10 protein-coding genes are annotated in these 11,841 nt (G+C 61.6%); 1 reads left to right on the top strand and 9 read right to left on the bottom strand.

Annotated features, from left to right (window positions below; genetic code table 11):
• Positions 1-37: 37 nt before the first annotated feature.
• The 9 genes from ACXHXG_RS22550 to murA form a co-directional block, all read right to left on the bottom strand.
• Positions 38-1,153, bottom strand: coding sequence for an anhydro-N-acetylmuramic acid kinase (locus tag ACXHXG_RS22550; protein ID WP_457900779.1), 1,116 nt, complete (start codon positions 1,151-1,153; stop codon positions 38-40).
• 10 nt (positions 1,154-1,163) lie between these two features.
• Positions 1,164-2,183, bottom strand: a complete 1,020-nt coding sequence (locus tag ACXHXG_RS22545) for a serine hydrolase domain-containing protein (RefSeq protein ID WP_457900778.1) — start codon at positions 2,181-2,183, stop codon at positions 1,164-1,166.
• 19 nt (positions 2,184-2,202) lie between these two features.
• The gene (locus tag ACXHXG_RS22540; protein ID WP_457900777.1) at positions 2,203-3,945 is read right to left on the bottom strand and encodes an ABC transporter ATP-binding protein; all 1,743 of its coding nucleotides are present in this window, start codon (positions 3,943-3,945) and stop codon (positions 2,203-2,205) included.
• Positions 3,942-4,781, bottom strand: a complete 840-nt coding sequence (locus ACXHXG_RS22535; RefSeq protein ID WP_260305143.1) for an ABC transporter permease — start codon at positions 4,779-4,781, stop codon at positions 3,942-3,944. Before ACXHXG_RS22535 ends, ACXHXG_RS22540 begins: the two co-directional genes overlap by 4 nt.
• Positions 4,781-5,740 (bottom strand): ABC transporter permease, encoded by a 960-nt coding sequence (locus ACXHXG_RS22530; protein ID WP_457900776.1) that lies wholly within the window; start codon positions 5,738-5,740, stop codon positions 4,781-4,783. Before ACXHXG_RS22530 ends, ACXHXG_RS22535 begins: the two co-directional genes overlap by 1 nt.
• A gap of 30 nt (positions 5,741-5,770) precedes the next feature.
• A complete protein-coding gene (locus ACXHXG_RS22525) occupies positions 5,771-7,291 on the bottom strand; it encodes an ABC transporter substrate-binding protein (protein WP_457900775.1) in 1,521 nt (506 codons plus the stop codon).
• 82 nt (positions 7,292-7,373) lie between these two features.
• Positions 7,374-8,297: an N-acetylmuramic acid 6-phosphate etherase gene (gene murQ / locus ACXHXG_RS22520; RefSeq protein WP_457900774.1), complete on the bottom strand. Its 924-nt coding sequence runs from the start codon at positions 8,295-8,297 to the stop codon at positions 7,374-7,376.
• A 276-nt stretch (positions 8,298-8,573) separates the two neighbouring features.
• Positions 8,574-9,464 carry a glucosamine kinase nucleotide-binding domain-containing protein gene (locus tag ACXHXG_RS22515; RefSeq protein ID WP_457900773.1) on the bottom strand — a complete coding sequence of 297 codons (891 nt, stop codon included), beginning with the start codon at positions 9,462-9,464 and terminating at the stop codon, positions 8,574-8,576.
• Positions 9,461-10,717, bottom strand: coding sequence for a UDP-N-acetylglucosamine 1-carboxyvinyltransferase (gene murA, locus ACXHXG_RS22510; RefSeq protein ID WP_285168563.1), 1,257 nt, complete (start codon positions 10,715-10,717; stop codon positions 9,461-9,463). Before murA ends, ACXHXG_RS22515 begins: the two co-directional genes overlap by 4 nt.
• 238 nt (positions 10,718-10,955) lie before the next feature.
• Here murA and ACXHXG_RS22505 point away from each other — a divergent pair, with 238 nt between their 5' ends.
• Complete coding sequence (locus ACXHXG_RS22505; RefSeq protein WP_028750248.1) at positions 10,956-11,816, top strand: MurR/RpiR family transcriptional regulator; 861 nt, start codon at positions 10,956-10,958, stop codon at positions 11,814-11,816.
• The last annotated feature ends 25 nt before the right edge of the window (positions 11,817-11,841 follow it).

Raw genomic sequence — 11,841 nt, 5'->3', positions numbered from 1 at the left:
CGATTACAATCGAAGTGTGATCTCCGCCGAAGCCGACCTATTCTGCAAGGCGGCCGCCGCGCATCGGTATCGGCACGCCCGTCGTGCCTGGAAAGCTGATCGGCAGGCCTCGCAAGACGCGCACGGCCAAGAATGCAAAGCATTCGGCTTCGACGGCATCCCCACGCCAGCCGAGCGTTTCCGCCGAGATGGGCTCGACGCCAGCGCGGGTCCTGAGCATCGACATGATCGTCGGATTGCGGCGGCCGCCGCCGCTGACCACCAGCTTCTTCGGGCGGCGGGGCAGCAGGTCCAGCGCCTTGCCGACAGCGGATGCGGTGAAGGCCGAAAGCGTTGCCGCGCCGTCCTCGGGGCCAAGTCCGTCAGCCATGGAGGCTCCGAAGTCGAAGCGATCCAGCGATTTCGGATAGGGGGCGCTGAGATAAGGGTGTTGCAACAGCTTCGCGAGCCTTGCCTCATCCACCGTACCCGCTCGGCCGAGCGCGCCGTCCCTGTCCATCTCGCCAAGGCCATGGGATTTGACAAAATCATTGAGCGGCGCGTTAGCCGGCCCGGTGTCGAAGGCGACGAAATTGCCCTCCCCGTCCGACCAGGTGATGTTGGCGACACCGCCGAGATTGAGGATGGCGGTATCGTCTCCGGCGCCTGCACGCCGCAACAGGGCGGTATGATAGACGGCCGCCAGAGGCGCACCCTGCCCGCCAGCGCGCACATCGGCGGAACGGAAGTCGTAGGCAACCTTGGTGCCAAGGATGGAACGCATCAATTCGCCGTCGCCGAGCTGACGTGTATCGCCGCGACGCTCCTTTTGCGGCGCGCGATGCAGCACGGTCTGGCCGTGGAAACCAACCACACCGATATCGGCCATCGTCAGCCCGTGGCTTTCGACAAGGTCCTTGACCGCGTCCGATTGCGCACGCGTCAAGGCCTCCTCGGCTTGCCTGAAGATTTCCGGCTCCGGCCCGTTGAAATTCCAGACCCGGGCCTGCGCCAATGTCTCTTCCAGCAATGTCTTGATCCACTCCGGATAGGGCGCCAGCACATAGGGACCGAACTCTTCGATCCGCTCGCCATCCGTCTTGAGCAGGGCGACATCGATATTGCCGTCGAGAACGGTTCCGGTCATCAGACCGACGGCCCAGATTGGTTCCATGATCAAGCTCCTAAGCTTTGTTGACGAGATCGCCGACGGTCTGGCGAAGCGCCACGATCCCGCTGTCGAAATGGCGTGTCGGGTGAATACGGTTGGTGAGCAGCGTCCAGGCCCTTCCCTTGTCGAAATCGATCCAGAGGCCGGTGCCGGTAAAGCCGGTATGGCCGATCGTGTCCGGCGCGCACAAGCTGCCACCCGACCAGCCGTCATAAGGCCGCTCCCATCCATGCGTGCGGGTCGCCGATAACGGCGAGCGCATCAACGCGATGGAGCGCTCGGAGGAGCTGGAGCCTCTAAGCAAACCCACGGCAAAATCGAGGACCGCGTCGGCCGTTCCGAACAGGCCGGCATGCCCGGCGCCCTGTAAAGCGGAGCAATTATCATCATGGACTTCGCCCGAGAGAACGCGGTGGCGCCAGGTGCAATCCTCCGTCGCGGCAGCCTGATCGGATGTAGCGGAAAACGCAAAACCCGGGCCGGCATCCATGTCGCGGATCGTCTGACCCGTCAGGCGCTCCAAGGCGAAGCCGAGCAAGATGAAATTGATATCGGAATAAACCGGCGGACCGGCCCGCCACTCACGCTGGAGAATGAAGGCGCGCAGCAGGTCGGGATCGCGGCCGTAGGTATAAAGCGGCTCGACGGCCGGAAAGGGCGTCTGATGGCCGAGGCACTGGCGAAAGGTCACCTTCCGCTCCCAGGCAGCCGCATCATATTGGCGCAGATCCGGCAGCAACGAAATCAGCGGCGCGTCGAGATCGATCGTGCCGGCTTCCGCCAAGGCCAGGATGCGCGGTGTGGTGAAGATGACTTTGGTCAGCGAGGCCAGATCGAACCAAGTATAGGCAAGCATTGGCCGCGTGATCGGAACCTTCTGCGCCGAGCCGACCGCGCGGACCATCCGATTGCCGTCGCGATCGATAATTCCGAGCACGCCGCCGGGAATGCGCCCGGTCGCAACGGCGGCTTCAACGGGCTGGAATGCCCGATCGAAGCGCTGCGCGAATTCCGTATTCCCTGTCGCCGTCATGCTCCCCCGCGTCTCTCTTTCAGGCTTCCGCCTGGGCTATATGATCCGGAGCGAATTGTCGCCATTCGGGTGCCGCCGGCTCGAACCCGAGCGGGCGCACCAGAGAGGGGACCTGACGCGTATCCAGCGCAAAATTCTCCCGCCGGCGGTCAACGGCCGGAACGGCCGAGATCAGCCGCTTGGTATAGGAATGCTTCGGTTGCGAGAGTACAGACACGGCATCGCCGATCTCGACGATCTGGCCGGCATAAATCACCGCGATCCGGTGCGCAATCCGCTCGACCACTGCCATGTCATGCGAGATGAAAAGATAGGCAAGCCGGTACTCGCGCTGCAATTCGATCAGGAGATCCAGGACTTGGGCCTGAACGGAAACATCCAACGCCGAGACGGCCTCGTCCAGCACCAGAACCGAAGGGTTCAGCATCAGCGCGCGTGCAATGCACAGTCTCTGGCGCTGCCCGCCTGAAAATTCATGCGGATAGCGTTCGAGACTGTTTTCGGGCAGGCCGACGCGCTTCAGCAACATGGCCATCCTGTTGCGTGTTTCCCCCGACGCCCGTCCGCCGGCGGCAATGACGGGTTCCGCCAGGATGCTATCGACGCGAAGTCGCGGGTTGAGCGAGGCATAGGGGTTTTGGAACACCATCTGCACGGCGCTCGTCCGGTCCGCCGTCTTTCCGGCATTTGCGGTAAATGTTCCCCGCGTCGACTTCACCAATCCGAGGATTGCCCGCGCCGTGGTGGATTTACCCGAGCCGCTTTCGCCGACGATCGCCAGCGTTTCGCCGGGTAGAAGATCGAAACCGACGCCTTCGACCGCATGCACCGCCCCAGTCGGACGGTAAAAGAAGCCGCCTGATACCGGGAAGCGAACTGTCAGCCCATCAACCTTGAGCGCCGGCGCAGCCTCTGCGGTCTCATCGCGGCTAAAATCCGAACGGGTCGCGCGGCCGGCCGAAAAATGCGGCACGGAATGAAGGAGATGCTGGGTGTAGGGATGGCTGGGTTTATCGAGGATCTGATTCAGCTCGCCCTGCTCGACCGCCTCGCCAGCCTGCATCACCATGACCTTGTCGGCGATACCAGCAACGAGACCGATATCATGGGTGATGAAGATCATCGACATGCCGGTCTCGCGCTTCAGCTCGGCCAGAAGCGCCATGATCTGCGCCTGCACTGTCACGTCGAGTGCCGTTGTCGGCTCATCGGCGATCAGCAGGCGCGGATTGCAGGCAAGCGCGGTCGCGATCATCACACGTTGCAGCATGCCGCCGGAGAGCTGGTTCGGGCAATATTTCAGCCGCCGCGCAGCATCGGGGATGCGGACGCGATCCAGCGCATCCTTTGCTGCAGCGGTTGCCTGACGACCGGTCAGCCCGCGATGCAGGCGGAAAGACTCTTCGATCTGCGTGCCGATGGTCAGCACCGGATTGAGCGAGGTCATCGGCTCCTGGAAGATCATGCCGATCTCGGCGCCGCGGATTTTGGTGAGTTCCGCTTCCGTCGCCATCGTCAGATCGAGAACGCTGTTGTCGGCGCGCCTCAGCTTGATCGAGCCGCCGATGATGCGACCGCCGCCAAAATCGACGAGGCGATTGATCGAGAGTGCGGTCACCGATTTGCCCGAGCCACTCTCTCCGACGATCGCCAGCGTCTCACCGGCTTCGAGATCGAAGCGGATGCCACGGACGATCTTGTTGGCCTCCGGATTGCGGCCGAAGCCTACTTGCAGGTTTGACACAGAAAGCAGAGGGCTCACAGGCTGGACCTCCGCATTTTCGGATCGAGAACATCACGCAATGCATCGCCGAGCAGATTGAAGCCGAGGATGCTGATCATGATGGTGAGGCCGGGGAAGATCAGCAGCCAGGGTGCGGTTTCCATCAAGTTGCGGCTGTCGCTGAGCATCAAGCCGAGCGAAGAGGCCGGCGGCTGAGTGCCGAGGCCGAGGAAACTTAAGCCGGCTTCGGTCAAGAGGGACCATGCCAGCGCCAGGGTGATCTGGACCGTCAATGGTGCGACGAGGTTCAGGAGCAGATGCCGTGTCAGGATATAGGGCTTGCTGCTGCCAAAGGTGCGGGCGGCATCGACGAAATCGCGCGATTTCAGCGAGAGGGCCGGCCCGCGCACGACACGGGTAAAGATCGGCGTATAGACGATGGCGATCGCCGCGACGCTGGTCCAGGTGCCGGGGCCGACTATGGCGATGATCAATAGCGCGAGAAGGATGGCGGGGAATGCCAGCAATACATCCATCGTGCGCATGATCACCCCGTCCCAGCGCTTGCCGAACCAGGCGGCGGTCAGGCCGAGCACGGTGCCGATCAGACTTGCAAGCGCAACGGAGAGAAAGGCGACGATGAAGGACTCGCCGATGCCGTTCATTAGCCGACTAGCAACATCGCGCCCTAGCAAGTCCGTCCCCATCCAAAAGGCGCCACTTGGAGCGTGCAATCGGTTGAGCGGGCTCCGCGTCACCGGATCATAGGGGGTCAGTCCCAGCATGCCGAGAGTGGCAAGGATGAGATAAACGACGACAATGGCGCCGCCAATGCAGCCGCTCGTGTGCCCGAAAATGGCTTTGACGGTGCGCATCAGCCTTCTCCCAAGCGAACGCGCGGATCGAGTGCGACATAGGCGAGGTCGACAAGCAGGTTGACGATCATGAAGTTGAAGGCAATGAACAGGACACAGCCTTGAACGAGTGCGTAATCGCGTTGCTGGATCGCATCGAGCACCAGCCGCCCGAGACCGGGCAGCGCGTAGATCTGCTCGACCAGCACGGCGCCGCCAAGGAGATAGCCAAATTCCACGCCGCTCAGCGTCACCACCGGAATGAGTGCGTTGGGCAGCGCATGACGCCAGATGACGCCCCGGGCTGGCACGCCGCGGCTGCGCGCAGTGCGGACATAGTCGTCACTCAGCACATCGAGCATGGCCGAGCGCACGACACGCGTGACCGAAGCGGCGAAGGCAAAACCGAGTGTCAATGCCGGCAGGATCATCTGGCCGAGATTGCCAAGCGGATCCTGCAAGAACGGCGTGAACGCGCCCATTACCGGCAGGACACCGAAGCCTGCCGAAAGGGCATAGATAATGAGAAGTCCGAGAACGAAATTCGGGGTGGACTGCCCGACCATGGCAACGACGCGTACCGCGAGATCGGACAGTCTTTCATTTCTTGTCGCGGCGAAGACGCCTGCCGGCAGGCCAATCAGCAGCGCGATCACCATGGAGAGCAGCGCAAGCTCAAGTGTCAGCGGAAACCGCTCGAGGATGATGTCGAGCACCGGTTTGCCGTAGGTGACGGAAATGCCGAGATTGCCCTGCAGCACACCGAACAGCCAATGCCAGTACTGCACGAACCATGATTGGTCGATGCCGAAATAGGCCGCCAGCGCCTGCCTCTGTTCGGGTGTCAGCAGGCCGGCATTGGTTCCGAGCATAGCCGTGATCGCATCGCCCGGCACCAGCCGGATGGCGACGAACACGAGGACGGACACTCCCAACATGATCAGCGGGAATGTCATCAGCCGGCGCGTCAGGTAACCCATGGGACTTCCTCTAGAACCAGATACCTATCCTTACTGGATGGATACCTTGCTGAGGCCGAAGAGAGAGCCCGTCGGTGTCGGCACGAAGCCCTGAACGTTCTTCTGCTCGGCCGTGTAGCCATAGGCGGTGTAGAGCCAGATCCACGGCGAGACTTCGGCAATGTGCTTTTCGAAGTCGCCGAAAATGACCTTTCGCTTGGTGGGATCGGTTTCGACACGACCTTTCTGCATCAGGCTGTCCAAGGTATCGTCGATATAGTTCGCGACCTTCTGCAGGTTGCCGGTCTTCGTCCAGTAACGGTTGTACATCGAATAGGGATCGGCGCTGCCGCCATTCAGCGCAACAGCCATATCGAAATTGCCCTTCAGCCAGGCATCGACATAGACGTTGAGTTCCATGACCTTGATATCGAGCTTGATGCCGATTTCGGCGAGCTGCGACTGGATGACCTGGGCTTCGGCGGTGGCGGTCGGCGGCTCACCGGTGGCGGCGATCACGGTTGCGGAGAAGCCGTTGGCAAAGCCGGCGTCGGCCATCAGCTTCTTCGCCTTTTCGACATCGCGCTTATAGCAGAAGAGCTGGCCCGGATCGGTCGCATAAAGTGGCATGGTCAACGGGCCCGTCACCTTGCCTTCGCCGAGCGCTGCCGTATCCAGCACATCCTGCCGGTCGATCGCGCAGGAGATTGCCTGGCGCACGCCCAACTGATCCATCGGCTTGTGTGAGGGGTTGAGCTGCAGGACGTTATAGGAAAGCACCGGCGTGCGGGTCAGTTGCAGCTTCGGCTCCTTCGGAACCAGCGTCGCTACCAGCGGATCGTTCAGAAGCGCGAAATCGATCTGACCGGTGCGAAGCGATGCCAGGATCGCCGTTTCATCCGGAAGGACGCTGATGTCGATGCCATCGACACCGACTGTGCCGCCGGCCCAGGCCTTGTTGGCGCTCAGGACCTCCTTGGAATTCGGAACCCAATTGTCGAGCTTGAAGGGACCGGAACCGATCGCCTTCGTGCCGATGGAGCCGGCGGTGATTTCGCTTGCCGGAACGACGGACGCGTTGAGACTGGTCATCGACGTCAGGATAGGAACATCGGGCTGCGACATGTGGAAGATGACGGTCGTCGCATCCGGCGTATCGATGCTGGCGATCGACAGGAAATTGGCGCGTGCGGCGGCACCCGTCGCCTGGTCGAGAATGCGCTGGAACGACGCTTTCACGTCAGCCGACGTGACGGCAGCGCCATTCTGGAACTTCGCATTCGGATTGAGCTTGAAGGTCAGCTCCTTGCCGTCGGACGAAAACTGCCAGCTCTCGGCAATGGCAGGAATGATCTGAAGATTGCTGTCGAGCCGGACGAGCGGCTCATAGATCAGCTCCAGCAGGCGGATCGAGGAAAAGGCGGTCTGCTTGTGCGGGTCGAGGCCGGTCGCATCCTGCGCCCATGCCATCCGCAGCGTTGCCGCCTGCGCTTCGGTCGAAACCGCCGCCACGCCGAGAGCTGCCGCCACTGCGACGCACGAAATCAGCTTCCTCGCAAAATGCCTTTTCATTCTTTTCTCCCTCCGAGCGTCTTAACGCTTCCCCAGCCGATTTTGGCTACTTCGTAAAAGCTATTGCCATTGCAACTTCAGTTCACGCGGTCTTCGCATTGATCGCTCTTCGCAGAAATCCACCAGCGTTTTGCAATGCCACGCGAGCTTCTTCAATGCCCATTCCGGTAATTTCCATGAGTATGGCGAGTTTGACATCATTGCCGGTTTGGTCGAGCACGCGGCGTGCTTCTTCCTGCGTGCAGCCGGTCGCCTGCATGACGATCCTGGAGGCGCGGGCGACCAGTTTCTTGTTGCTCGCATTCACGTCGACCATCAGGTTCTGATAGCTCTTGCCGATCCGGATCATGCTCGCCGTCGTCAGCATGTTGAGAATGAGTTTCTGTGCCGTTCCCGACTTCAGCCGGGTCGATCCCGTCAGGATTTCCGGACCGACGACGGGAGAAATCGCAAGATCGGCAATGCCGGCGATGACGGAATTGGGGTTGCAGGACAGGGCAATGGTGGCCGCGCCGACGCTCTTTGCATAGTTCAGCCCGCCGATGACGTAGGGCGTACGGCCGCTGACGGCGATGCCGACGACAACATCCGCGGCCGTCACGTTGATATCCTGCAAAGCTTGGCGACCCTCTTCCGGATCGTCCTCCGCGCCTTCGATCGAGCGTTGCAGTGCGTCGGGGCCACCAGCGATCAGGCCGATCACCATGCTCGGCGGCACGCTGAACGTCGGCGGGCATTCGGATGCATCGAGAACACCAAGCCGGCCGCTGGTGCCGGCGCCCATATAGATCAGTCGACCGCCTTTTTGAAAGGCCGCGACGATCTGGTTCACCGCGGCGGCGATAGAAGGAATCACCTTCTCGACCGCAGCGGGGACGGTTTGGTCCTCATAGTTGATTTCACGCAGGATATCGAAGGTCGACAGCAGATCGATATGCATCGTGTTCGGATTGCGACCCTCGGAAACCAACTGCTCCAGTTCGGATATCAATCTTTGCTCTGTCATGTGCGCGCTCGCGAAAGAATTACGCTTCGATATCAAACAGATCAGGGATGGTGCGCGATCGACAACGATCGCGCTCGCCCGCAGCAGCTCCAAATTTTCAACGCAACAGAAAGCTGGTCATCAGCACAAGCAGCCGGCCTTTATGGCTTCGTTCGCTGCTGGCCTCCCTGTTTACCTTCGTTAACATTATGTCCGTTTATTCCGCCAGTCAATCATGAAAGGAATAAAATATTCCATATTTAATGCGTAAAATCGACGACACGCAGAGCCGCCATTTCAGCGGCCGCAGACCGACTTTCTGGCAAGAATGATGGCACCCGAAACGGCATCGCCGTCGATGGGTTTGAGGCGGCGGCGGACATCCGGCGCCAGCCACGGCTCAAGCGGGCTGGAAAGGCCGCCGAGCAAGGAGACACGCGGAGCACCCTTATCGAACAACGAGCGGATCAGCGTGTCGATATGCTCGGCCGCGCTCTGGACGATGCGCCGCCCGGCGGCATCGCCCTGATCCGCATGGCGTATGACCATCGGCGCCAGAGCGGCGTAGTCCGTGGCGGAGGCGCGGTCCATCCAGGCGACCGCTTCCATGGGATCATTCTGAAATCGCTGCATGATCTCGGCCAACAGTGCCGTCTTCTCGTGGCGGCCATCATTGGCGCGTAGCGCAAGCTGCACAGCTTTTAACCCGAGATCCGCGCCGCTGCCTTCGTCTGAGATCGGAAAGCCGTATCCTCCGACACGCAAGTGGCGACCCTCGACAAAACCCAGGCCGATCGATCCCGTCCCGGCAATGACGATCGCACCGTCGCGGCCCGAATGGGCTCCGAGGCAGGCGCCCTCGCCGTCGCTGACGAAATCGATGCTGGCAAAGGGATGCTTTATGGCTCGCAGCGCCTCTAGCGCACCCTTGCGCCCGATCCCGGCTAGGCCGACGCCCGCGTGAACACGCACGATGTCAGATGGGCTGAGGCCCGCCTCTTCGATCGCGGCTTCGAAAGCCCTCGTAATGGAAGCCCATGCTTCGGCAATGCCGAGCCGCGTGGTCGCGGGGCCGGATAGTCCCTGGCCCAATACGGCCCCGGCCGCATCCTCGATCCTTGCGCGACAGCCGGTGCCCCCGCCGTCGATGCCGAGAAAGTAGCGGACGTCGTCTGTTTCGCCGCTCATGACGTCAATCGTTCGATATCAGCGCCGCAAAGGCGGAGTTTGCGATCCAACTGCTCGTAACCGCGATCGAGATGATAGACGCGGTTGACGATGGTTTCACCGTTCGACACCAGCGCCGCCAACACCAGAGAGACGGAGGCGCGCAGATCGGTCGCCATGACCTGCGCCCCTCGAAGAGGTGCGCCGCCGCGGACCAGCGCCGTGGTGCCCTGCAGCGTGATGTTGGCGCCGAGACGCATCAATTCCGGCACATGCATGAAGCGGTTTTCGAACACCGTTTCGCGGATCAGCGAGGCGCCTTCGGCGCAGCAGGCGAGCGCCATGAACTGCGCCTGCAGGTCTGTGGGAAAGCCAGGATAGGGTTCCGTAGTGATATCGGCGCCCTTCAGCGGGCCATCCCTCGAAACCACCAGGCCGCGATCGCTTGGCCAGACGCTGACGCCCATGGCTTCCAGCGCCTGCACGACGGAAGCGAGATTCTCCAGCCGGGCGTGAATCAGTTCAAGCTGGCCGCCGGTGATGGCGGCCGCGACGGCATAGGTGCCGGCCTCGATCCGGTCGGATATGCCATGATGCCGGGCAGGCTGCCAATTCGTGCTGCCCTCTATCAGGATGCGATGCGTACCTGCGCCCTCGATCCGAGCGCCCATGGCTGTAAGGCAGGCGGCGAGATCGGCCACTTCAGGCTCGCGCGCCGCGTTCAAGATTTCCGTCTCGCCCTTGGCAGCACATGCCGCCATCATCGCAGTCTCGGTCGCGCCGACGGATGGTGAGCTCAAAACGATACGCGCGCCTCTCAGTCCGCCAGGGGCCGATGCGACGATCAGGCCATTCTCGATCGCGATATCAGCGCCAAGCGTCGCCAGTGCCTTGATATGCATGTCGACCGGCCGTGCACCGATGGCGCAGCCTCCGGGCAGAGAGACGCGGGCATGCCCGAAGCGTGCCAGCAGCGGCGCAAGCACCAACACCGTCGCCCGCATGCGCCTCACCGTGTCGTAGGAGGTCTCCTTCGAGACTATGGCGCTGGGATCGATGGTGGTTCCGTGCGCCGCGCGGGTCACGACCGCTCCGTGGAGGGCAACGACGCCGAGCATGTTCTCGACATCGGTCACGGCGGGTAGGTTCGTCAGTTCCAGCGGATGCGAACTGAGTAGCGCCGCCGCGATCTGCGGCAAGGCGGCGTTCTTGGCGCCGGAAATCGTCACAGCGCCCTGCAACCTGTTTCCGCCTGATATCCGCAATCTGTCCATGAGATGAAACCCGTCGAAGAGAGGGGCGAAGGAGCATGCGCCATCCCGTCTGCTTCCGGTTCAAGACTATTCGTTCATTCCGCCATGTCAATGCGGAGTGGAATTTTTTATTCCTCGCATTTGTGCTAACGTCAGCGGCCGACGGAGTGAAAGCATGGTTGCCCACCCTCGGTCGGATGATATCTTGTTGCGCGACTATGTCGGCGTGTGAACTGGCCTCCAGGGCCTGAAGGGGCGGATGTCTATCTTAAAGAAAATCAGCGCGAAGCTCGAAGGCATGGCGCCGGCCGATCGCCAGATCGGGCAATTCATCGTCGAAAATCCCGATCAGATGCTGCGGCTCTCCTCCGCCGCCCTTGCCGCCGAGACCGGCCGCAGCCAGTCGAGCGTCGTCAAGTTCAGCCAGAAACTCGGCTATGCCGGTTATCAGGAACTGAAACTCGCCGTCAGCGAGGCCAAGGCGCAGGAATGGCAGGCTCCGGCGGGCATGATCCACGGGACCATCGAAGTCGATGATGGTTATCTGACGATCCTGCAAAAATTGCTCGGCAGCAAGCTGCAGGCCATGCAGCAGACGATCGCCGTCAACAATGAACTCGATATCGGCAAGGCGCTGAAAGCGCTCTACGAAGCCCGCCGCATTCATCTCGCCGGTGTCGGCGCGTCTTCGCTGGTCGCTCGAGACTTTTCCTATAAGCTTATGAAACTCGGCCGAAATGTCCTGCACGACAGCGACAGCCATGTACAGATGGCCAATGCTTCCACACTCGGCCCCGACGACCTGCTATTCGCCCTCTCCTATTCAGGCACCAGCATCGAGACTCTCAGGATCGCCGAACTCGCCAGCCAGCGAAATGCGGTCGTCATCGCCGTGACCGGCCTTCAGGACAATCCACTGGCCCACGTCGCCGATATCCGCCTCTATACCGTCGGCGACGAAGACCGCGTCCGCTCCTCGGCGATTACGGCGCGCGACGCGCAACTGATGCTCACCGACCTGCTGTTCATCCTGCTCGTGCAGAGGCAGCCAGACGCGAACGATTACGTTCACAACAGCGAAGCGGCCGTCTCGGTGCTGAAGGCGAAGCAACTGTCCTAGCAGGGGGCGCTCACCCGTCGGACGC

Source organism: Rhizobium sp. LEGMi-198b (assembly GCF_054114205.1).
The sequence above is the reverse complement of the archived record's forward strand: the minus strand, read 5'-3'. Positions and strand labels throughout refer to the sequence as shown.

Excerpts from the sequence above, each read along its gene's own strand:
- ACXHXG_RS22530 (WP_457900776.1), bottom strand. The coding sequence starts at position 5,740 with ATGGGTTACCTGACGCGCCGGCTGATGACATTCCCGCTGATCATGTTG.
- ACXHXG_RS22525 (WP_457900775.1), bottom strand. The coding sequence starts at position 7,291 with ATGAAAAGGCATTTTGCGAGGAAGCTGATTTCGTGCGTCGCAGTGGCG.
- ACXHXG_RS22515 (WP_457900773.1), bottom strand. The coding sequence starts at position 9,464 with ATGAGCGGCGAAACAGACGACGTCCGCTACTTTCTCGGCATCGACGGC.
- murQ (WP_457900774.1), bottom strand. The coding sequence starts at position 8,297 with ATGACAGAGCAAAGATTGATATCCGAACTGGAGCAGTTGGTTTCCGAG.
- ACXHXG_RS22545 (WP_457900778.1), bottom strand. The coding sequence starts at position 2,183 with ATGACGGCGACAGGGAATACGGAATTCGCGCAGCGCTTCGATCGGGCA.
- murA (WP_285168563.1), bottom strand. The coding sequence starts at position 10,717 with ATGGACAGATTGCGGATATCAGGCGGAAACAGGTTGCAGGGCGCTGTG.
- ACXHXG_RS22550 (WP_457900779.1), bottom strand. The coding sequence starts at position 1,153 with ATGGAACCAATCTGGGCCGTCGGTCTGATGACCGGAACCGTTCTCGAC.
- ACXHXG_RS22505 (WP_028750248.1), top strand. The coding sequence starts at position 10,956 with ATGTCTATCTTAAAGAAAATCAGCGCGAAGCTCGAAGGCATGGCGCCG.
- ACXHXG_RS22535 (WP_260305143.1), bottom strand. The coding sequence starts at position 4,781 with ATGCGCACCGTCAAAGCCATTTTCGGGCACACGAGCGGCTGCATTGGC.